Genomic DNA, 23,235 nt, shown 5'->3' on the forward strand with positions numbered 1-23,235 from the left:
CTATTTTATCAAGCACCAAACACAATAATCTTTGAATTTGATGTGATGAGTGACACAAACTCTACAAGCATGGTTTAGATTTGCACCAATGTCTGGCTTATTCATATTTAAACAGAAAGTTATTCGTTTATGATTGTATAAGGACTAACCACTCGCTTTCGACGTCTATGGCCAAGGAGTAACAATGAACAAACTACAAAAACTCTTCAAACCGAATTCTGTTGCAGTGGTCGGCGCATCACAAAAAGAGCTGCGAGCTGGGCAAATTGTGATGCGTAATTTACTCCAAAGTGGTTTTGGCGGTGCCATAATGCCAGTCACACCAAAATACAAGTCGGTATCTGGTGTCATTGCTTATCCGAACGTAGCTTCCCTACCCTATACACCTGATATCGCGATCCTCTGTACAAACGTTTCTCGTAATAAACAGCTTTTAAAAGATCTTGATGCTCGTGGTACTGCATTCGCTATTGTTATTTCTGACGACGCTGAAAGCATCGATATTTCAGAGCTGAATATTCGTGTTTTAGGTCCAAATAGTCTTGGCATTATTCTGCCTTGGCATAACTTCAATTGCTCTTTTTCTCCTGTTGCTGCACGACCAGGAAAGATAGCTTTTATTTCACAGTCGGCAGCAGTATGTACGACCGTTCTTGATTGGGCCAACGACAAGAACATCGGTTTTTCTTCCTTCATTTCTATTGGACAAGGTCAAGACATCGATTTTGCGGAACTTCTCGACTATTTAAGTATGGATGGAAAAACCGAGGCAATCTTGCTCTACGTTGATTCAATTAAAGATGCTCGACGTTTCATGTCCGCTGCTCGAGCTGCCTCACGTAACCGAAGAATTTTGGTCTTAAAAGCTGGCCGCTCTAAACAAGCTCGCTCTTTAGATGAAGAAAGCATCGATGCGTTAGATATCATTTATGATTCTGCGATACGTAGAACTGGTATGTTGCGCGTTGGCAATACACATGAATTGTTTGCAGCTGTAGAGACGCTCACTCATTCGGTGCCACTTCGCGGAGAGCGCCTCGCCATTGTGACGAATGGTGGCGGGCCCGCAGTGATGGCCGTTGACACGTTACTAGAACTTGGGGGAAAACTCGCCTCTCTTGATGAAGAGTCAATCAACCAATTACAAGCCGCTTTGCCCAGTAATTGGCGAGGAATCAACCCTATCGACTTAGCTGGAGACGCGACGAAAAAGCGTTATGTCGATACGATCAATGCCATCATGAATAAGGATTGTACTGATGCAATCTTGATCATGCACAGCCCTTCAGCGGTATCAGATTCATTGGATACCGCGAATGCCGTTATTGAAGCGATTCAAGCACACCCAAGGCACAAGCATTTCAATATCCTGACAAATTGGTCTGGCGAACAAACCTCTAGAGAAGCACGTTTGGCGTTTACTCAGGCCGGTATTCCCACCTACCGTACACCTGAGAGTGCGGTCGTCGCATACATGCACTTAGTCGAGTACAGACGCAACCAAAAACAGCTGATGGAAACACCAACGACGGCAGAACCACTGCACTCAGGCAGCGTCAATCTTGCCCGTGATTGGGTCAATGACCAACTACTGGATAAAAAATCAGTAGTTCTCGATACGCACCAGACAAGTCCATTATTCGAACAGTTTGGCTTTAAGATGCTACCGACTTGGATTGCCTCTGATGTAACAGAAGCGCTTCATATGGCAGAAAATATTGGGTATCCAGTAGCAGTAAAACTGCGTTCTCCCGACATTCCTCATAAATCTGATGTTCATGGCGTTGCGTTGAACCTAAGGAACAGCCAAGAAGTATCAAGTGCAGCACAAGCAATCCTTGATACAGCGAAACTGAGTTATCCATCTGCAAACCTTCAGGGTCTTCTCGTACAAGGCATGGCTAAGCTTGGTAGTGCGGAAGAACTGCGGGTAAGTATTGTAGTAGACAGCGTATTTGGGCCCGTAATTCTGCTTGGTCAAGGCGGTTCAGATTGGAACATCACCCAAGATGCTGTTGCCGCTTTGCCTCCTCTAAATATGAATTTGGCACGCTACTTAATCGTGATAGCACTCAAATCTGGCAAAATACGATTACAAAAACACAAAGATGCCATCGACATTACCGAGTTGTCTAAATTCCTAGTTCGAATCTCACAAATGGCGGTTGAGCTACCTGAAATAGAAAGACTGGATATTCATCCAGTACTTGCGTCAGGTAGTGATTTTACCATCATTGATGCCGACTTAACGCTCAGGAAGTACCAAGGGGATGCTCAAGAACGTTTGGCTATCCGCCCTTTCCCTGCTGAGTTTGTGGAAACCGTCACGTTAAGAGATGGGCAACCAATCTTACTTCGCCCAATCTTGCCAGAAGATGAACCCATCCATGCACAGTTTATTAATAGTGTGTCAAAGGAAGACTTGTACAATCGCTTCTTCTCGGACGTTGGCGAGTTTAATCATGAAGCGCTTGCGAATCTAACTCAGATTGATTACGACCGTGAAATGGCGTTTGTTGCTGTTGCCTTTGATGAGAATGGACCTTCTATCATCGGTGTAGCAAGAGCGTTGATTACACCTGACAATAGCGATGCTGAGTTTGCAATATTGGTTCGGTCTGACTTGAAAGGTAAAGGGCTCGGTAAAGTTCTGATGCAGAAAATCATTAGTTATTGTCAAGTCAAAGGGACCAAACAGATGTCAGGAATGACAATGCCGACTAACCGAGGCATGCTTTCTCTAGCACAAAGTTTAGGCTTCGAACTTGATGTTCAGTTTGCTGATGGCACTGCAGACATGGTTTTGCCATTAAATTAGCCTTGCTATGCCGATATGGTTTAAGAGCTCAAAGTTGTCACAGCGGATAGAGTATGTGCACAGCAAACCTCGAATCTGACAGAAAAAACAAGGGACGTTGTGCGCGTCCCTATTGATTTCTAAGCGTCTGCGTTATTAGCCATAAGCGTGACAATGTCACTTTAATTTCCAGTTTTTCTTCAAATACTGAACGCACCATGATTTCGCTTCTCCCATGGCGTTTCTGCGCCAAGCAAGGATTATCTCGATGGGTTGCTCTTCAGTACCTTCGATACGTTTTAGTAGCCCACTCTCAATCATACTCTGTGCGACTTGACTGGGAAGCGTCCCTATACCCAGTCCAGAAGCCAATGCTTCTACTTTTGCAGGAAAGTTGGTCACTGTCAGCCTGGGCTGCTTTTGCATAACATTGATAGACAGCGCTGGTTGCTCTCTTGCCGTATCGGCGATTGCTATCACTCGGTACTTTTCTCTCGCCGCATCATCGAAATCGCCATTGCGCTTATGTACGTAATGATCAGCCGCGGCAACCCAAACCATGCTCATTTTGCCGATCTTTTCCGCTTTCACATCGTGAGGAAGTGTATCAAGTGCTGGGCACACTAATAGATCAGCTCTGCCTGTATTTAATGATTCCCAACTACCCGCAAGTATCTCTTCTTGCAAGCGTACTCTCGTACTACTCACATTGGCCAAAGCATCCACCATCGGGAAAAAATTGGAAATGGGAATGATGCCATCAAAAGCGACAGTAATGTCCAACTCCCACCCGTTAGCCAGCAAGGTCGCATCATTTACTAACTTTTCACTTGCTTGAAGAATTGCTCTACCACTTTCAAGGATCAGTTTCCCGGCTTCTGTGAAATGTGCTTTATGCCCTGAACGATCGAAGATGATGATATCAAGGTCTTGTTCAAGCTTTTGGATCTGGTAACTGAGAGAAGAAGGAGCACGTTCCAGCTCGTTCGCAGCGGCAGCAAAACTCCCCCTTCTATCAATCGCATCGAGGATATGAAGTGCTTCTAAAGTGATTGGGCTTTGCACATGAACTTCCTTTTATGTGATTTTAATCACAGTAGTGGCATTTGAAATACCATGTTAAAAAATGACTTTAAACAATATAACAGATTGATAATTAAAGACTACCTTTGGCGTAGCACAAATTACTTTTGACAAAAACAATATTAAATAGCAATGGTAATGATAGTAATTACCATTTAGATAAACTAAGATGCCGCACGTTGTTATTGCCTATTATGGATTTAAGGTATTGAAGCCAATGTATAAAAAATCAATTTTGTCCGCCTCTATTCTAGTTGCCCTTTCTCAAGGTGCTTACGCAGATGATACTTCAACATTTAATGAAGTGGTTGTATCCGCTACCCGTACAGAGCAAAACATCAATGATGTTTCAGCTTCTGTTGAATCGGTATCTTCTCAAGATATCGAGCGCTCTCTTTCTAAAGATCTGTATGATGCAGTTCAATACACTCCGGGCGTTGAAGCTACCACTTCAGGTCGCTTTGGCATCTCTGGCTTTAACATTCGAGGCATGGAAGGCGATCGAGTTAAAATCGTTGTTGATGGTGTTCAGCAAGCCACTCCATTCAACCCAGGTGGTGGCGCTGTACAAGCTATTTATCCAAACGCGATTGAGCTTGATACACTCACAAGTATCGAGATCAACAAAGGCCCATCTTCAACCCTTTACGGTTCAGATGCAATGGGTGGCGTGGTTGTTCTAAAGACGAAAGATCCATCAGACGTTTTGAAAACAGACGGTGATGAAAACCGTTTTGGTATTAAATCAAGCTACTACTCTGTTGATGAGCAATTCAAGAACACATTAACTTGGGCAATGCGCCAAGGTAACCTTGAAACGCTATTAATGGGTACATACGCTACCGGTAGCGAGCGACAAACTTACGGTGACGGTTCTGATATTGATGGTAGTGATCGCGGATTAGAAAACCCTGCAGACAAAGACCTAAACAACATTCTTGCTAAAGCCTACTACACACTAAATGATACGAACAAAATTGGTGTCGTCTTTGAGCGTTACAATTACCAGTACGATGAAAACAATCGCAGTGGTAACTACACACTGAACTTTGGCCCTATGCCTGGTGTCACTTATGCTGATGCAAAAAGCAGTGATGAGACGACACGTACGCGCTACGGCATTAACTACGAGTTAACGAAAGCTAACCCAGCCTTCGACGGAATGAAGCTAGACTTGAACTATCAGGTTACAGAAAGCGAAAACTCTAACTTCTCTAACGTGACTGATCATTTAGGCTACATTGGTTACGAAGGTGACCGAACTCGCCTACGCCAAGCTGAAGATAAATCGCTCCAGTTTGATGCACAGTTCGATAAAGTGATTACCACGGACAATGCTATTCATGAGCTAACCTACGGTTTGAACTCTGTACACACTGATTTTCAGCTGACTAACGTTGATATCTTCCATGACAATGGCACAACAAAACCTGGTTCAACCACTATCCCAGACGCAACAGTAACTGAATGGGGCGTTTTCCTTCAAAACAACGCATTCTTACTAGAAGATACGCTTGTTCTTAACGCTGGTATTCGTTATGACTCATTTGAAGCTGACCCTTCTTCAGATGAAGGCTTCACAACTGAACGTAAGAAAAACAGCAACGATGCTTGGACGGGTAAACTTGGTGCGGTATATCACATTAACGATAAGCTAAGTACATTTGCTCAAATCAGCCAAGGCTTTAAAGCGCCAACGGTCGAGCAGCTTTACTACGAATACGACACGGGTGCTGAATTCGTTCCAAACCCAGATCTAGAAGCGGAAAAGAGCCTTTCATACGAGATCGGTTTCCGAGGTCAAAACGACTTTGCTCAGTTTGAATTGACCGGCTTTATCACGCAATACAAAGACTTTATTGACGCTGAAGACCTGCCAAGCATCGATCCAAACAAAGATCGTATCACTATCGTAAACCGTGACGAGGTGGATATTTCTGGTGTGGAATTCAGTTCAACTCTACTGCTAGATGAAAGCTTCTCATCGCCTAAAGGTATGTACACTAAACTGTCTGTGACTTACCTAGACAGCGAAGACAAGTCGACAGGTAAACCTCTTGATTCTGTAGCACCGCTTTCATCAGTCATTGGCTTAGGCTACGACAATGTTGAGCACAACTTTGGTGCACTAGCCTCACTAAAACTTGCGGCGAAGAAAGACGACTGGTCTGATGAAGACCAAATCGATTCATCAGGTTACGGTGTAATGGACATTACCGCTTACTACATGCCAGTGAAAGACCTGACAGTATCGGCTGGTTTGTTCAATGCGTTCGACAAGAAATATTGGACATACCAAGACGTTCGCGGGCTTGATAACACCGACAACACCGATTTTTACAGCCAACCTGGCCGTAACTGGGGTGTATCTGTAGACTACCAATTCTAATTTACTTTTTAGCGATATAATGAAAAGCGCCTGACAGTGTCAGGCGCTTTTTTGTTCTATGTAAACTCTTAAAAGCTGTAGGTTTAACGCATTTTTGATGCTTTACAGATTTTTCTAAGTAAAACATTTCTTCCGCACTACAAAAACAAAAAAGCCAGCATTATGCTGACTTTTTACCAGTACTTTCATTTCTAAAATGTTAAGAAAAGAATGAAAAATGAAAGATTATTGTTTTGCCATCTCTTTCTTCACCATAACTGCTGCTGCAACGATGAATGCGATGATTAAACCAAGTTCCATGAACTACCCCGAATAGTTTAAAGAAAATTTACGACCTAAATTAAGAGTCGGGCATAGTTTAGCACTTCTATAATTACGTGCTACCTTTTAACCACAAATTTACGATTTTTTCCGATTTAGATCAAAAAAGGTGCGATAATGCACCCTTTTGTTACTATTTTGTAAAATGTTCACTTTTAGGCGTCTGGGTAACCTTGTGGGTTATTTGACTGCCAACGCCACGTATCACCTGTCATTTCTTCAAGTGTTCGCCCTGCCTTCCAACCCAGCTCATTCGCTGCTTTTGAAGGGTCAGCCCAACACTCAGCAATATCACCAGGACGACGATCCACCAGCTTAAATGGAACCGGTTTACCAGAAGCAGCTTCAAACGCTTTCACCATTTCCAGTACGCTATAACCATTACCTGTACCTAGGTTGTAGATATGAAGGCCTGCTTTATTACCTACTTTGTCTAATGCAGCAACGTGACCGTCAGACAAGTCCATAACATGGATGTAGTCACGAACACCCGTACCATCTTTTGTTGGGTAATCGCTACCAAATACCGACAAAAATTCACGACGACCTACAGCAACTTGAGAGACGAAAGGCATCAAGTTATTTGGAATGCCTTGTGGGTCTTCACCAAGCTCACCTGTTGGGTGCGAACCTACTGGGTTGAAGTAACGCAGCAACGTGATACTCCAGTCAGGGTTCGCTTTTTGGAAGTCAGTTAGACATTCCTCGACCATCAGCTTACTGCGACCATAAGGGTTAGTTGCACTTGTTGGGAAATCTTCTGTAATTGGCACTGTTGCAGGATCGCCATATACCGTTGCAGATGAACTAAACACGATAGATTTCACACCAGCGTCACGCATAGCATCGACCAATACGAGCGTACCGTTAACATTGTTGTCGTAGTATTCTAATGGTTTCTCTACAGATTCACCCACCGCTTTGAGACCGGCAAAGTGAATGACTGCTTCAATGTTATGCGTCTTCATCGCATCGACTAATGAGGCTTTGTCGCGAATATCCGCTTCAATAAATACAGGTGTCACACCGCAAACTTTCTTTATACGTTCTAGTACTGTCGGTTTGCTGTTGTAAAGGTTATCGAGAATAACTGGTGTCATACCAGCTTCGATCATTTGAATACAAGTGTGGCTGCCAATGTAGCCCATACCACCCGTAACAAGTACTTTCATTTTATCATTCCTTCTGACGCGAATCGGGCTAGTTTAAAGGTTTCTAGCCTGTTTTTAAACAGTCTCTGGGGATTCGCAACCCATTAAAATCGCTTGGCCTTTACCCGCTTTCTTTGCTTGGTACATGGCCGTATCGGCGCTTTTCAATATTCTTGTGGCATCGCGTTCATTCACACCGACCAACTTAACACCGATACTGACACCGACTTTCAGTAAGGAGCCTCTGTATTCAATCGGCGCACAAATACTCTCGAGTAAGTGTTCAGCGATGCGTGTCACTGCTTTTTGATTTGCAGGATTCACTAACATCACAAATTCATCACCAGACAATCGCGCAATGAGATCGCTGTGTCGCGTGGTGGACGTCATACGCTCAGCAACTTGCTTAAGCACTTCATCCCCAGCATCATGCCCGTAAGTATCGTTGATGGCTTTAAAACCGTCCAAGTCGAGATAAAGTACCGCAAATTCATCTCGTAAGTAGCCTGATCTTTGTACCAATTCTTCCAGCTCCAAATGAAATTTGGAACGATTAGCAAGGCCGGTAAGTGCGTCATGATGAGCAAGGTATTCAAGCCTTTCCATTTCCTTTGCGCTCGAAAGATCAGTCAAGATGATCACCATATCATACGCATTATTATCTTCACTTTTCACAATGCGATTTACTTTTGCAAACAGAGGAATGAGTTGCCCGTTGTGGTTTTTCTCAATGACTTCCCCCTGCCACATGCCGTAATTTTCGATCGACTCTAAAATGCTTGGCATCATCGCTTGTAACTTGCGCCAACGAATCGATTTGATAAACGGCTTTCCAATCAACTGTTCCATCTCAAGGCCGGTCAGTTTCGTAACGGCGGGGTTTACCATCGTAATAATGCCTAAGTGATTAAGAACCACCAAACCATCCTGACTGCTCTCAAACACACGTCCTGCAACTTTTTGACGATTCATCGCCTCTTCGATGGCGGTTATATCTTGAATCGCAAACAACAAATATCCGTGTTTAGATAGGCGTCGACTCGTAAGGCTCAATTGTTGCTCGTTCAAATCACTTTGTAGATGTATATCATCACACTCTAATCCGCGGCTCAGAATCTGACTAAGTTCGTTGGGGGTTTTGGTTTTAATCAAGTCGCAGATGTTCGCCGTTTCCAAATTATGGAACGTTTCTTTAAATATATGGTGAGTCATCTTGTTGCAATGAATGACCCTTCCTAAGTTATCCGTCACAATGAGCGCGTATTGAATCGAGTCAATCACTTCTTCTGAAAACGACTTACGGCGCTCAAGTATATCTAATGTGTGTTTACGCTGTTTCTCACGTTTTTGTAGCTTATCGACCATGAGGTTAAATGAAGCAACGAGATCCCCCACTTCATCTTTTGCTCGATGATTAATACGTCCGCTCAAATGGTGACCGTTAGCAAAATCCTGTAATGCTCTGTTCACTTCAATCAGTGGACGAAGAACTCGTCGTTCGACACCAAAGTAAAAAGTCACACCACCAGCGAAGAGAATAACCAAGAACAATAAGCCATCTTGTAACAGCGCGTCTCTTACTTGCATCATCGGCAATTGAGATAACGTTACACGAATACTACCGATAACTTGCCCTTCATGAATAATTGGCTCTAATACATATAGGAAATGAGCCGATAACGCATACCCTAAGGAATGCAAGCGGCTGCGCTCTTTAACTGAGGGGCTCGGTGCAGAAAAGCCATCAAGCGCAAAAACGGCAAACGGCTGATTGTTTTTGTCATACAACTTGACGAGTGATACGTTTGGCTCCATCAAAAAATCAGCCAAAATGGTTTGTGCTTTTTGCTTGTTCTTTGTGGCGAGCGCATCTTTAATGGAATGAGAGACATCATTAATAAGAACTTTCGTCTGCTCAACGAGCTCATGTTTGGCGGACTGATACGTGATGTATGACGTGTAACTCTGAGATGTAACAAAGATGACCGTGATGAAAGCGAGTATCGGCCATATTAGCTTTGCTCGTATTGACATATATATTCCTGTCGCAAAAGACAACCCAAAAGACACAATGGTTGCTATGCAAGCTATCACACAAAAAGAAGAGTCAAGACTAACACGACAATCGATGAAATGAACCTGTAATTCTCAGATATTAGACTGATAAAACATGATTTTCTTGAAACTTCGGATCATTTCAAATTACTAAACGATCTTTATCGATTATCATCTGCTAGTCTTCTACCTGAAAAATGAAGTTAGTCACTGAACTTAAACGTATTTTCCTGCATTTTACATGCATAGTTCGGATTTATAGAAACGTATGACATTGAATAAACAGCAACTGACACTTAACTGCGACATGGGCGAAAGCTTTGGATCGTGGAAAATGGGCGCCGATGAAACGGTTATGCCACATATTGATATGGCGAACATCGCGTGCGGATTCCACGCCTCCGACCCAAATGTCATGCATGATACGATTACCCTAGCCAACCAGCACGACGTAGAAATTGGAGCTCACCCTGGCTATCCCGACATTCAGGGCTTTGGCCGTCGTAGTTTGGCTATGAACAACGATGACATTACCAACATGGTGATTTATCAAGTTGGCGCGCTGCAGGCACTGTGCAAAGCGCAATACACCGACATTGGTTACATCAAACCTCATGGTGCGTTATACAACGATATGATGGCAAATGACGGTGTTTTCTTGGCCTTAGTCAAAGCGGCCGCATTGTTCAAAGTCCCTTTAATGATCCTTGCTTCACAAGAGAATGAAAAATACCTTGAGATTGCTGATGATTTCGATGTTCCTTTGCTCTTTGAAGCGTTTGCAGATCGACGTTATCAAGACGACGGTTTACTCACTCCTAGAACCCACCCTAACGCAGTATTAAACACAGAACACGCCATTCTTGAGCAAGTTAAAATGCTGGCAGAATCAGGCAGAGTAAAAACGGCTTCAGGCCAATACATTCTCTTAGAGGCCGATACCATTTGCGTACATGGAGACAATGAAGAATCGATCACGTTGATACAAAAAATACGTCAGAGTCTCTACACTGGAGGAAATTAATGAATCAAGGGCAGTTTTCTATCTCACCGATATCAGAGTGCAGTATTCTTATTCGCTTCGAAGAACCTATTACCGTTGAGCACATTGGCGAACTCGCACATCAGATTGTTGATAAGTTAAATATGATCGTCATGAACGTGGTCCCATCTTACCGCACCATCTTGATAGATTATTTGCCCTTTCGAATTCAAGAAGCGTCGATTTTAAATGAGCTTCAACATCTCATCTCTCGTTTCGACGTTCAGTCCATGGACAACAAACAGCCAAATTACATTTCTATCCCAGTCTACTATTCTGAAGAAACCGCTCTTGATCTTAAGCGGTTTGAACTCAAAGGTTTAACGCTGACAGAGCTTATCGAACAGCACACGCAAGTGGTTTATACTGTCTCTGCAATTGGGTTTGCCCCTGGCTTTGCATTCCTTTCTGACGTAGCGGAACGCATTCAAATACCAAGGCATCAAACCCCAAGAACGCACGTTCCTGCTGGAAGTGTAGCAATCGCTGACTCTAAAACAGCGGTGTATCCTTCTGATAGCCCTGGAGGTTGGAACGTCATCGGCAGAACCCCTATTTCCCTCTTTGTGGATACCCCTCCCTTTATCCCTTTCGAAGTAGGAGACAAGGTCACATTTGGTGCAATATCAAAACAAGAATTCCTCAACTTAGGAGGTATTCTATGAGTCGAATAGGATTATATGTAGAAAAACCAGGGGCGCTCTCTCTGATTCAAGATTTTGGACGCTTTGGCTTAGCTCATATCGGAATCACTCAAGGTGGGCCAGTGGATGATTACGCATATAGTTGGTCTAATCATTTACTCAATAACCCTGTCAATTGCTCAGTCATCGAAGTTACTCTCGGTAATGCGAGCTTTAAAGCATTGTCGGATTGTCACCTAGCAATTTGTGGTGGGGATTTAAATGCTTCTGTTGAAGGTTCACCTATCGCCAATTGGTCTGATTTCACCTTAAAAAAAGGTCAAACACTTCGATTTGGTATGGCAAAAAATGGACTGCGCGCTTATCTAGCAGTTAAAGGTGGTTTTAGCGTCAGTACGCATCTTGGTAGCAGTTCAACGGTCGTTCGTGAGGCGCTCGGAGGCTTGCAAGGAAACGGTGAAGCGCTTCAAGTTGGTGATATCGTTGAATGTCACCCTCATCCACTGCCGAATACTAAACCTAAGCAGATGACGTTCCGATTCAAACCCGATTACAACCTACCGATTAAGCTAAGAGTGATCGAAGGCTATCAACACGAAGATTTCTCCCAACAATCTGTCAACGATTTCTATTCCAGTCGTTTTTCGATTTCAACGAATTCAAACCGTATGGGCTATAGATTGGAAGGCAAAACGATCATGCCGCCATATGACGGTATTTTATCTGAGGGCATTGCACTAGGCTCAATTCAAATCCCAAATGATGGTAATCCCATCGTGTTGCTGAATGATCACCAAACAATTGGGGGGTATCCAAAATTTGGCTGCGTTGCGAGAATTGATTTACCGCGCTTAGCACAAGCAAAGCCAGGTCAAGCGGTGAGTTTTGTTAAGGGAGACCGAAAAGGCTTGCAGGATGTTTGGTGTCAGTGGGCTCAGTTTTTCGGGTACTGAGCCCTAACTTCGTTAAACATTATCCATGAGGATATTTGCAGTAAAGTCAAATTTACATGCCGTAGCGCTCAGCTAATGCTTGTGGGTAACCACGTTGTTGAGTGAGCTTGATAGCAAACTGTTCGACTTCTTCTGCGGTCCACTTGACCGCATCAGGATGCTGACTCTCAACATGGCTACTTGGCTCGATATCAAACCAGTATTGCGCCATTTTTTGCGCTGCTAGTAAGGTCGATGAGGCTTTAACCACCTCAACACGTGCATAATGGTTATCTTCAAACGTAACATCAGCAGCACGAAGCACAGGATCAGTGCCCGGTATCTGCTGAGCACCAAATAAAGCTTTACCACCTTTTATCGCGGTATTGTAATCTGGAATAAATTGCGCCATATGCTGAATCGCATTGTCAGTGCGCTCTTCAAGAACCTCTTGCCTCCAACCGTTGCGTATCTTAGAAAGTAAGCGTGTTGGTAACACCGGTTGCGCAGACTCAGCACTACTCTCGACCAAACCATCATCAAACAATGTGATGCCTTTCGTCATACCATGCAATTGAAAGTAACCGTTACCGTAAGGCGTCAGTTGCGCCATACCCTTGTCTGTTCCCCGAGGGCCATGGAAGATAACTTCTGGCCACTGCTGATGACACGCTTCCCAACGAGTCACATAAGCCGCTTTAAATTCAACAAGTCGATCTCGTTTTACGCCGATGGAGTCATCAACTTCACCGGTTTCGAAGCCGCAAGCATTGATGAGATAGTCGCAATACAATTGCTTATCTATTCCGTCTTGTTGGAAGCATAACGACCATGTATCACCATTCCATGACGCATCTTTCAGCTCAGCTTGTGTATATACCTGAACATTCGGAAGCTGTGCCAGCGTCATGTTGGCAACAGCAGCTAATCGGAAAACACTCCAACCATACTCTTGTACTGCGACTACTGGGTACTTCAACGTGTCTAAATCGGCATGTTGTGCAAATGGAATACACCACTCATCGATCGTTTGAGGGTTCTCTGGTTGAATACCTTCAGCTAAAGCTAATAACGCTTCTTTTGAATAGAGCTTGTAATACGCTTCTGGATCTCCCAAAACTTGATTTCGGGCGTCTTGCTTAACAAGAGATTGATAGGCGCTTTTAATAGTCTCTAAACGAGGGATGAGCGTAGTAGGGTCTCCACCATCGGAGTGAGGTACTGCAATGACGGTTGGTCGAATATTCAATGAGTGAGGATACAAACGAATTGTATCAATAGACTGCGTTAAAAGATCTAGGCACTGTTGCTCAGAAATTTCCCGATATAGGTTACCACCAGCATGTAAATGACAGATGGGTGGGCCATTAACGAGCGAAACACCCTTCTCGATCACTGATACCTGAAAACCTAGCTCTGCAAAATGGATAGCAGCGGTTGCCCCTGCAACGCCACCACCGATTACTGCGATATGTTTATCTTTACGATTTGGAAACTCAGACTTCATTGCTTCACTGAAATTTTTATAAGGAGAAATCTTTACTTAATGTTGATTCTACTCGCCTTTGAGCATGATTAAAATCACAAAAAGTTCATGGGTTTGCATTTGTTATCGGTATACGTCAAAAGTTACTTTTAAGAGCAAAAAATTTCGAAAAAAAATGCTTGACGAGGTTGTTGAGAAAGCGAATTTTTAGGGGCATGTGCATAATAATTTTGCTCCAACACCCATGGTGTAAAGCCTGCGGAAACACCCTACTTTTCGACCACTTCAGTTATCCAAAAAGTTATCCACTGTTTTTGTGGATAACTAAAATAAAACTGTCATAGAGCGCTTCCGCTGTGACTAACTCACGTTGCATTAAGTGTTTACAGGGGTTAACAATCTTTTCAATAAACTCATCACCACTAAGGCTAGAACAGCAAACGTACCCAGAGGCAAAGCTATCCACAATTCTGGGTGGATCTGTGGGTTCAGATCAAAGCCATATTTCATCACAGCAGCGACACAAAGCTCTGCAGCTATGACAGCTACACCACTCGCAACAACGGCCATGATCCCATACTCCGCCCACAACGTGGTATTGATCCGTTTTTTACTTGTTCCTAAGGTACGATACAAGCGAATTTCTTGCTGTCGTTGAGAGAGGCTCAGCCTTAACAGCGTAAAGATAAGTAATAAACCAGCAACAACACCCAATAGAGCAAGAATAGTAATAGCAGAGACGATTTGTTGTACGAGTTCTTGTATCTTGTCTCCCATCGTACGAATATCAAGAACCGAAACCGTTGGATGAGCGCGAGACATTGAAGTTAGTAACGAATCATCATCTTCACTAATACGATAACTGATCAAATAGGAGCCAGGTAAGCTAGCCATGACATCCGAAGAAAAAATGAAGTAGAAATTGGGCTTCATATCTCGCCATTCTACATGTCGGATACTATCAACCGTTGCATCGAAATTCTGGCTGTTAATCACAAAGCGAAGTGTATCACTCAGCCCTATCCCTAAGTCCTCTGCCACTTTAGCTTCGACTGAGACGCTGTCCTTATTCGTCCACTCACCAGAAAGCACTTCGTTGTATTCAGGTAACACATCGCCCCATGTCAGGTTTAGTTCACGACGAATCGCATCAGACCCTTCGCCTTGATACTCGATTTCCTTAACGTTCTCACCATTAATTTCGGTCAATCTACCACGAATAATTGGGAACGCTTGTGACCGTGTCACTTGGTTTTTATCTAACGTTTCCAGATAGCTATCTAACTCATAGTCCGCAATATTTAAAGCAAATACATTCGGGGCATCAGCTGGAAGAGTCCTCGCCCAGTCAGCCAGAATATCGCTACGCACCAACCAGATAATAGAAAGCAACATTAGAGATAACGATAACGCACCAAACTGAAGTCCACTCGTAAGCGGCGTTCTGTTGATACGACTTAAAGCCAGTTTCATTGCAGGGCGTGTTGATATCCGTGCAAATAATTTGGTGAGTCCAACGCTCACCGCCGCCAACACAATAAATAATGCCGCAATACCAGCTAAGACTATCCACACCAACGTGTTATTGGCATAAATAACCAATAGAGGAACCAGTGGGACCAAAACTAACAACATACGTTTCCATGAACGTTTTGCTGTCCCTTGCTGGAGCACTTCTAAGGCGGGAGTTTTGATAAGGCCAAGTAGTGGAATCCCAAGTGCAGGCACCGTGATCAATATGGCAGAGGCGACAGACACAAGTATTGGTGTGACGCCGTAACTAGGTAATGGATTTGGCAGCAAGTCTTTCAGTGGGATTCGCAATAGGTACTCTAACCCACTGCCAAGCAAGATGCCGACGACACTTGCACTCACCAACAGAATCGTAACCTGTATTAAAAGCCATTTTTCAATCCAGCGACGACTTGCCCCCAAGCTCTTTAACATCGCTATGGTTTGCGTGCGGCTGTTCACGTAACTTTGACACGTTAATACTAATGTAGTTGCCGCCATTATGATGACAATAGCAACGGTAAGAGATAAGTATTGAGTCGTGCGGTCGAATACTTCATTACTGCGACTTGCGGTGTCTTGTGTTCGCCAACGGTCACTGGGTGAAAGCTCGGTGCTGTCTTGCAATTTAGTAAGAGTCGCGTCGTCACCTTTCAGAAACAATCGGTATTGTACTCGACTACCAACTTGTATTGCGCCCGTTTTGACCACGTCTGACGAACTTATGTAGGCGGAAGGCATTTGTTGGAAAGGATTAAAACTCAGCCCCGGTTCCATTAATACAGCGCCTGAAACCGTAAAATCAGCATCGCCTATCGTGACAATGTCACCTTTACTCACTTCTAGCTGGGCCATAATACGTTCATCAAGCCACAGTTGGTTCTGCGTTACATGACCTGACTCATTACTATCCAGTACTAGGTCCCCCATAAGTGGGTAGTTTTCATCAACCGCCCTTACGGTAATCAACTGCATCCCACTCTCACTAAAAGCCATGGTCGCAAACCGCGTCATAGTTGAACGTTCAAGCGCTTGTGTGCTCGTTAGAAGCGGTTCTGGGATCGGATTGGCAGAGACAAAAACAGCGTCAGCAGTTAACGCATCCTTACCTTGTTTAATGATCACCTGCTCCATTCGCTCCGCCAGTGCCGATAATGCGAAAATGCTAGCGATCACCAATACCAATGCCACACTGATGGGCCATAAGTTACCTTGGCGTATTTCACCTAAACTCCAGCGGATAAGACTCTTATTTGGTGATTGTTTAGTGTTAACGTGTCCTTGGTCGGAACCTTGTTCGCTTGAAGAAATTACGGACATGCCACCTCCTCTATCATTTCACCCGCTTCCATTCGATAAACACGGTCACAACGGCTTGCTAAATGACTGTCGTGGGTGACAAGAATCAGGGTCGTTCCATGTTGCTCGTTGAGGTCGAATAACAGCTCGATGACTTTCTCTGCGGTTTGATGGTCTAGGTTACCAGTTGGTTCGTCAGCAAATAACAACTCCGGCTGGGTCATAAACGCTCTTGCAAGTGCGACGCGTTGTTGCTCACCCCCTGATAGTTGGCTCGGTAAGTGGTCAAGTCGCTTTTCCAAACCAACCGCGGTTAACAATTCAGTCGCTCTTGCATCATTCTCAGCCTCACCACGTAGGAGACAAGGAAGAGTGACATTACGTAACGCGCTGAGACTTGGGATAAGAAGAAAGCTTTGAAATACGAACCCCAACGAATCTGCTCGGATTTTAGCGCGAGCTTCATCGTCCAATTTGGAAAGCTCATGCCCTAATAATGTAATTTCACCCGATGTTGGAGTATCTAGGCCAGCAAGCAGTGTCATCAGCGTCGATTTACCCGCTCCCGACGTACCCACGATGGCGATTTTTTCTCCCTTTCTAATGTCGACGTTTACATTTTTAAGGATTGTTAATTGTTCTTGATTAGTAGAAACTTGTTTAGAAACCAAATTCGCTTGAACAATAGGTGCTTTAAGTACAGGTGTTTGCATGATTCGTATACTTTCCTTAGTTCTCTTTCTTAGTCTTTCCGCGACCGCTATGGCGAGCGAAAAGCTTCTTGTATTGGGCGACAGTCTGAGCGCTGGCTATCAAATGCCGATCGAGGAGAGTTGGCCTAGCTTACTCCCAGACGCGTTATTAGAACATGGCCAAGATGTAAAAGTTGTTAACGGCAGTATCTCTGGTGACACCACGGGAAACGGCTTGGCCCGCTTACCCCAGTTATTGAAGCAACACTCTCCTGACGTTGTACTCATCGAGCTAGGCGCTAATGACGGACTTCGAGGCTTCCCACCTAAGCTTATTACGTCGAACCTATCGAAAATGATTACCATGATCAAAGATTCTGGTGCGAATGTGATCATGATGCAAATCCGTGTACCGCCTAATTACGGTAAACGCTACAGTGACATGTTCTACGATATCTACCCTAAGCTCGCAGAACATCAACAAGTTGAGTTGATGCCTTTCTTCCTAGAGCACGTAATCATCAAACCAGAATGGATGATGTCCGACGGCCTACACCCTAAACCAGAGGCACAGCCTTTTATTGCCGACTTTGTCGCGGAAGAATTGGTTAAACATCTCTAATTTTACTGGTCTAGCTCAATAAGTTTTACCTAACTTTACGTTACTCTTATCTGAATCTTATTCACCAAGGTCACATAATAAAAATGCAAATAGAACCGTTAATTCAAGGTGTTGTAGCTCGTTCGTCGCATCCATATGGTTGCCGTGCTTCCATCAAAGAGCAAATTGATTTCGTAAAACAAGCGCCACAAATCAAAAAAGGCCCAAAGCGGGTTTTGATCATTGGTGCTTCCTCCGGCTTTGGATTGGCCGCTCGTATCGCCCTAACCTTTGGTGGCGCAGAAGCTGACACAATTGGCGTATCTTTTGAACGCGGCCCGTCAGACAAAGGGGTTGGTAGCGCAGGTTGGTACAACAATATCTTTTTTAAAGAAGAAGCAATACATCATGGCCGTACAGCCATCAACATCGTTGGTGATGCCTTTTCGGATACAGTCCGTAATCAAGTGATTGAAGCGATTGAAACCTACTTTGAAGGTGAAGTTGACTTAGTTATTTACAGCTTGGCTACGGGTGTTCGCCCTATGCCGAATTCAGAAGAGTTTTGGCGCAGTGTCATCAAACCTATCGGCGAGTCAGTCACTGGCGCTTCAATTATGCTAGAGAACGATCAATGGGTTGAATCGTCACTTGAACCAGCAACCGAAGAAGAAGCGGCAGCGACCATCAAAGTCATGGGCGGTGATGACTGGGAAAGTTGGATTGATGCTTTAATCAACTCAGAATCGGTTGCTGAAGGCTGTAAAACCATTGCTTTTTCTTACATGGGCCCAGAAGTAACTCACCCTATCTACCTTGACGGTACGTTGGGCCGAGCAAAGGTAGACTTACACCAAACCAGCCATTCGTTGAATTTGAAAATGGCTAACTTCGGCGGTAGCGCTCATGCGACGGTGTGTAAAGCTTTGGTGACCAAAGCGAGTGTATTCATACCGGCGTTGAGCCCTTATCTACTAGCGCTTTATCGCGTGATGAAAGAAAAAGGCACACACGAACGATGTATTGAGCAAATGCAACGTTTATTCACAACTAAGCTGTATGACCAAGAAAAAGTACCCGTCGATGGTGAACGCTTGATCCGTATTGATGATCTTGAGTTAGATCCACAAGTTCAACAAGAGGTCTCTGCCATCCTTGAACAAATGAACGCAGACAATTTTAAAGAGCTTGGCGATTATGAAGGCTTCAAAGATGAGTTCATGAAGCTGAACGGGTTTAACTTTGAAGGCGTGGATTACTCACAAGACATCTCTTTAAAAACATTAAAAGCACTCAAGCCGTAGCCAACAACTTGTCTCATAGATGAGATAACGGTAAGTAATTCAAAGTCCTGATATGTTTTCAGGACTTTTTTTTGTTTCGAAATCTCCCCCCCCTATACTTAATCTTAACGAGTTGTTAAATAGCAGCCTCAACACAAGAATAAAAACAAACCTCCATTCACAGGAAGTGAACGTTCGGGAAGGATACCTTATGGGAACATTGCAAACTTTAGATTATATGATCCCGGAGTCCATACAGAAAAGTTGGCAAAACATCGTCAACCTTCTCGCACAAATTGCTAATGTTCCGACCACGCTCATCATGCGCATCCACCCTAACCATATCGAAGTCAACACCACCAGCGAGACACAAAATAACCCTTACAAAGTCGGTGATAAAGAAGGACTTGGACACGGCCTCTATTGCGAACATGTCATTGAACACAAAAGGGAGCTCATGGTACCCAACGCTTTGCTCGATGACGAATGGAAAAATAATCCTGATATTAAGCTTGGTATGATTTCTTACTGTGGCTTGCCCCTTTACTGGCCAAATGGGGAAACGTTTGGAACGATCTGCATGCTCGACTCCAAAGAAAATCAATACAACGCAACTTATCGGCAGCTTCTAAATACTTTCAAAGAGTCCATCGAAGCGCAGCTTGCGGTGGTTTTTCAACAACACAAGCTGATGAGACTAAACAGTGAACTTAAAAACCGAGTCGAAACTCGGACCACTGACCTAGCACAACTCAGCTATTCCTTAACCAAAGAAATCGACCGCCGTAAAGCCGCAGAAAAGCAAGTGAGTTACCAAAAAACACACGACCAAGGTACAGGCTTTTTAAACCGTTCCGCATTAGAGAAAGTCCTCGATAGCACGTTAGAAACATTGAATCATGAACACGAAGCTCTTGCCGTGATTAACGTAGGATTCAGCAACGCACGAAGCATACAGACAAAATTTGGCTTTGAAGGTTTTGATGAGGTACTCAAAGAATTTCGCTTTCGCTTGGGCCATAACGAAACCAGTTATTTTGTCACGGGTCGACCAAGCTCCAATGACCTTGTGATTGTCGTATCGGGAGAAGATGTCGAAAACAAAGTCCAGAAACTGCTAGAAGATATCACACATGTAAGTGTTGGTAATTTCTACATCGAAGATACCGAGGTCCATTTACACTCTTACATTGGGGTTGTTCAAGCGCACAGAAACAGCCATTCCAAACAACTGCTACAAAACGCTTGCTACGCGATGCTGCTCTGTAAAGAGTCAGGTGAACCCTACAGTTACTTCTGCGAAAGCCATACACAAGAACTCAATAACCATAACCAACTAGAAAGCTACCTACTCCAAGCAGTCAGAAACGACGACTTAATGCTTTATTTTCAACCCAAAGTACTGCCCCATACTCACAAGTGGATCGGTGCCGAGGCCCTACTGCGATGGCGTCATCCAGTATTAGGCGATGTTTCGAATGAGGCTCTCATTCATATGGCAGAACAAAATGGTTTGATATTTGAAGTCGGTTCGTTTGTGCTACGCACCGCCATCGATAAAGCTAAGCAATGGTCTGAGTTAGTGGATAACTTTAAGATTGCCGTTAACGTATCACCCATCCAATTGCAGAACGTTAACTTTGCGGAACAAATTGAACACCTACTTGAAACCTTCCATCTGCCCGCTCACTTTCTAGAACTTGAAGTCACCGAAAGCGCTCTCATTGCTGATGAGGTTGTTGCTCGTAATACATTGAATAAACTTCACAATTTAGGAGTGACACTGTCACTTGATGATTTTGGAACAGGATACGCGTCGTTCAGTTACCTAAAGAAATACCCGTTTGATGCGATTAAAATCGATAAAAGCTTTGTTCAGCAAATGGATAAGTCCGATGATGACCGTGCCATTATTTGTTCTATCATACACATCGCTAAAAAGTTGGAGTTACAAGTCGTCATAGAAGGCATTGAATCCGCCCAGCAAGAACAATTTTTAATTGGAGAAGGCTGCGACATTGGGCAAGGTTTTCTTTATGGCAAGCCTATGCCTTGTAACGAATTTGAGCAAAGTTTGTTTAATCAAAACCTCTTGGGTGGTCAATACACCTATTCTTCCTAAGCATTTGCTTTACTCTGCTTGCGGTGGTTTCTATAATCGCCGCCCGCTTCCAATAAAAAGGCCAATATCTTCATGGATCAGTTGACTGCCACGCTAAAAAAAATCGAAAAGCAGAACTACCGCGCTTACCAGCAAATCAAGGGGCAATACGACTTCGATGATTTCAATCTGTACATTGATCATGTACAAGGCGACCCATACGCTTCTGCTTCTCGCTTGCGTGCAACTCGTGCTTGGTCACTCACTGGCCTTGAATGGCTAAAAGATGAATCTCCAGCTTTCCAACGTGCAGCGCGTGATTTCATTGCACGCAGCTTTGAGCAATTTGCGAAACAAGAGAATACGGTAACTATCTCGCTAAGCGGCCAGACCGTGCTAGACAACACGGCAGTCCTTTTTACTGAAGAAGGTATTGAATTACGTTTCCGCGTGAACCTTCCTGCGGAAGGACGTCAAGTGCTTGGTAAAAAAGCCAATAACATTCTGACTTTCCATCTACCAAAATTCATCCGCCGTGCAACGCTGGAACGTGAGCTAGACAAAGAAGCCTTGTTAGAACACTGCCAAGTGGTGGAAGATCAAGCGGCGCTGCGTGAACAATTGGAAGTGAACAATCTCGTAGCTTTCGTTGCGAATGGAAGCATTCTTCCTCGTATCGCAGGTAACTGCGATCTACCAATGAAAGAAGCGGTCGAATTCAAAGCCCCTGAAGACCTTCAAGTTACACTCCACGCCCCTAACAAAGGCTACGTAACAGGCCTAGGTATTCCAAAAGGCATTACATTGATCGTTGGTGGTGGCTTCCATGGTAAATCAACGTTATTGAATGCAATTGAGCGTTCTATTTACGACCACATTCCAGGTGATGGCCGTGAGTACATTGTTACCGATGCAAACGCGATGAAGATTCGTGCAGAAGACGGCCGTTGTGTTCATCACTTGAACTTGTCGAACTACATCAACCACTTACCAATGAGCAAAGATACCGCCGACTTTTCTACTCAAGATGCATCTGGCTCAACCTCTCAAGCCGCTTGGTTGCAAGAGTCAATTGAAGCCGGTGCAAGCTCACTGCTTATTGATGAAGATACGTCAGCGACTAACTTTATGATCCGTGATGAGCGTATGCAGGCATTGGTTGCAAAAGGTGATGAGCCAATTACTCCCCTTGTGGATCGCATTGGCCAATTACGTAATGAGCTGCAGATATCAACCATTATTGTTATGGGGGGGTCTGGTGATTACTTAGACGTTGCAGACACCGTCATTCAAATGCACGATTACCAAGCGGTTAACGTGACAGAAAAAGCCAAACAAGTGATAGCTCAGCACCCTACTCAGCGTCATAACGAATCTGAAGAGCCTCTGCAAACGTTCCGTCCGCGTGCACTTAATCGTGTCGCGTTAATGAACATTTTGATGGATGGCAAATTCCGCGTAAATGCAAAAGGCAAAGATTCACTTCGCTTCGGTAAAGAGTTCGCTGATTTAAGTGCTTTGGAGCAACTAGAATCCGCGGATGAAGTGAACACCATTGGCTGGCTGTGGTTCCAGTTAGCGCAACTTCCAGGTTGGTGTAACAACCCTGCGAAAGAGATTGATGACATGCTAGTTGGCGAATGGCACGCAAACTTACCTAAGCAAGGCGATCTAGCTAAGCCACGTACGCTTGACGTAATGGCAGCGTTAAACCGCATGCGTAAATCTCAGTTTAAGCCAACCAACTGATTCTATCGTTCAAGAACCTAAAGAAGAATTAAATAAGGCAGCGTTTCAACGCTGCCTTTTTATGTTCAACTGTTTTCTAGTTAACCTGAACTCGGGAT

At 44.0% G+C, this 23,235-nt stretch carries 15 protein-coding genes; 9 read left to right on the forward strand and 6 right to left on the reverse strand.

From position 1 onward, the window contains the following. Positions 1-184: 184 nt before the first annotated feature. Positions 185-2,818 (forward strand): bifunctional acetate--CoA ligase family protein/GNAT family N-acetyltransferase, encoded by a 2,634-nt coding sequence (locus tag BCT11_RS05265; protein ID WP_102387454.1) that lies wholly within the window; start codon positions 185-187, stop codon positions 2,816-2,818. Positions 2,819-2,974: 156 nt separating this feature from the next. Here the strand turns inward: BCT11_RS05265 and BCT11_RS05270 are convergent, their stop codons facing one another. After that, positions 2,975-3,862 (reverse strand): LysR substrate-binding domain-containing protein, encoded by an 888-nt coding sequence (locus tag BCT11_RS05270; RefSeq protein ID WP_038877886.1) that lies wholly within the window; start codon positions 3,860-3,862, stop codon positions 2,975-2,977. Between the two features lie 235 nt (positions 3,863-4,097). On the opposite strand from BCT11_RS05270, the gene BCT11_RS05275 reads away from it, so the two are divergent. Further along, a complete protein-coding gene (locus tag BCT11_RS05275) occupies positions 4,098-6,269 on the forward strand; it encodes a TonB-dependent hemoglobin/transferrin/lactoferrin family receptor (RefSeq protein WP_102387455.1) in 2,172 nt (723 codons plus the stop codon). Between the two features lie 476 nt (positions 6,270-6,745). Here the strand turns inward: BCT11_RS05275 and galE are convergent, their stop codons facing one another. Both galE and BCT11_RS05290 read right to left on the reverse strand, forming a co-directional pair. Next, entirely contained in the window at positions 6,746-7,762 is a 1,017-nt protein-coding gene (galE, locus tag BCT11_RS05285) for a UDP-glucose 4-epimerase GalE (RefSeq protein ID WP_038870736.1), read from the reverse strand. A 54-nt stretch (positions 7,763-7,816) separates the two neighbouring features. Continuing rightward, entirely contained in the window at positions 7,817-9,775 is a 1,959-nt protein-coding gene (locus BCT11_RS05290) for a diguanylate cyclase (protein ID WP_039977823.1), read from the reverse strand. Between the two features lie 289 nt (positions 9,776-10,064). Here BCT11_RS05290 and BCT11_RS05295 point away from each other — a divergent pair, with 289 nt between their 5' ends. The 3 genes from BCT11_RS05295 to BCT11_RS05305 are packed head-to-tail and all read left to right on the forward strand — an operon-like array spanning position 10,065 to position 12,435. Further along, positions 10,065-10,820, forward strand: a complete 756-nt coding sequence (locus BCT11_RS05295) for a 5-oxoprolinase subunit PxpA (RefSeq protein ID WP_039977825.1) — start codon at positions 10,065-10,067, stop codon at positions 10,818-10,820. Beyond that, positions 10,820-11,503 carry a carboxyltransferase domain-containing protein gene (locus BCT11_RS05300; protein ID WP_038877894.1) on the forward strand — a complete coding sequence of 228 codons (684 nt, stop codon included), beginning with the start codon at positions 10,820-10,822 and terminating at the stop codon, positions 11,501-11,503. Before BCT11_RS05295 ends, BCT11_RS05300 begins: the two co-directional genes overlap by 1 nt. Next, positions 11,500-12,435 carry a biotin-dependent carboxyltransferase family protein gene (locus BCT11_RS05305; protein WP_045401845.1) on the forward strand — a complete coding sequence of 312 codons (936 nt, stop codon included), beginning with the start codon at positions 11,500-11,502 and terminating at the stop codon, positions 12,433-12,435. The genes BCT11_RS05300 and BCT11_RS05305 overlap by 4 nt, the downstream gene beginning before the upstream one ends. A 52-nt stretch (positions 12,436-12,487) precedes the next feature. Here the strand turns inward: BCT11_RS05305 and BCT11_RS05310 are convergent, their stop codons facing one another. From BCT11_RS05310 to BCT11_RS05320, 3 genes are all read right to left on the reverse strand, one after another. Further along, positions 12,488-13,921 carry an FAD-dependent oxidoreductase gene (locus BCT11_RS05310; protein WP_039977828.1) on the reverse strand — a complete coding sequence of 478 codons (1,434 nt, stop codon included), beginning with the start codon at positions 13,919-13,921 and terminating at the stop codon, positions 12,488-12,490. Between the two features lie 354 nt (positions 13,922-14,275). After that, complete coding sequence (locus tag BCT11_RS05315; RefSeq protein ID WP_102387456.1) at positions 14,276-16,732, reverse strand: FtsX-like permease family protein; 2,457 nt, start codon at positions 16,730-16,732, stop codon at positions 14,276-14,278. Continuing rightward, a complete protein-coding gene (locus BCT11_RS05320; protein ID WP_038870743.1) occupies positions 16,723-17,424 on the reverse strand; it encodes an ABC transporter ATP-binding protein in 702 nt (233 codons plus the stop codon). The genes BCT11_RS05315 and BCT11_RS05320 overlap by 10 nt, the downstream gene beginning before the upstream one ends. On the opposite strand from BCT11_RS05320, the gene tesA reads away from it, so the two are divergent. From tesA to BCT11_RS05340, 4 genes are all read left to right on the forward strand, one after another. Next, on the forward strand, positions 17,423-18,025 hold the full coding sequence (gene tesA / locus BCT11_RS05325) for a multifunctional acyl-CoA thioesterase I/protease I/lysophospholipase L1 (protein ID WP_038877902.1): 603 nt from the start codon (positions 17,423-17,425) through the stop codon (positions 18,023-18,025). The two genes, BCT11_RS05320 and tesA, sit on opposite strands and share 2 nt — an antisense overlap. Before the next feature lie 83 nt (positions 18,026-18,108). Then, positions 18,109-19,308: an enoyl-ACP reductase FabV gene (gene fabV, locus BCT11_RS05330; RefSeq protein WP_045401853.1), complete on the forward strand. Its 1,200-nt coding sequence runs from the start codon at positions 18,109-18,111 to the stop codon at positions 19,306-19,308. Positions 19,309-19,498: 190 nt separating this feature from the next. Beyond that, the gene (locus BCT11_RS05335) at positions 19,499-21,409 is read left to right on the forward strand and encodes an EAL domain-containing protein (RefSeq protein WP_102387457.1); all 1,911 of its coding nucleotides are present in this window, start codon (positions 19,499-19,501) and stop codon (positions 21,407-21,409) included. 72 nt (positions 21,410-21,481) lie between these two features. Continuing rightward, positions 21,482-23,137, forward strand: a complete 1,656-nt coding sequence (locus BCT11_RS05340; protein ID WP_061034690.1) for an ABC-ATPase domain-containing protein — start codon at positions 21,482-21,484, stop codon at positions 23,135-23,137. The last annotated feature ends 98 nt before the right edge of the window (positions 23,138-23,235 follow it).

This window comes from Vibrio sp. 10N.222.52.B12 (assembly GCF_002875385.1).
Taxonomy (GTDB): Bacteria; Pseudomonadota; Gammaproteobacteria; order Enterobacterales; family Vibrionaceae; genus Vibrio; species Vibrio jasicida.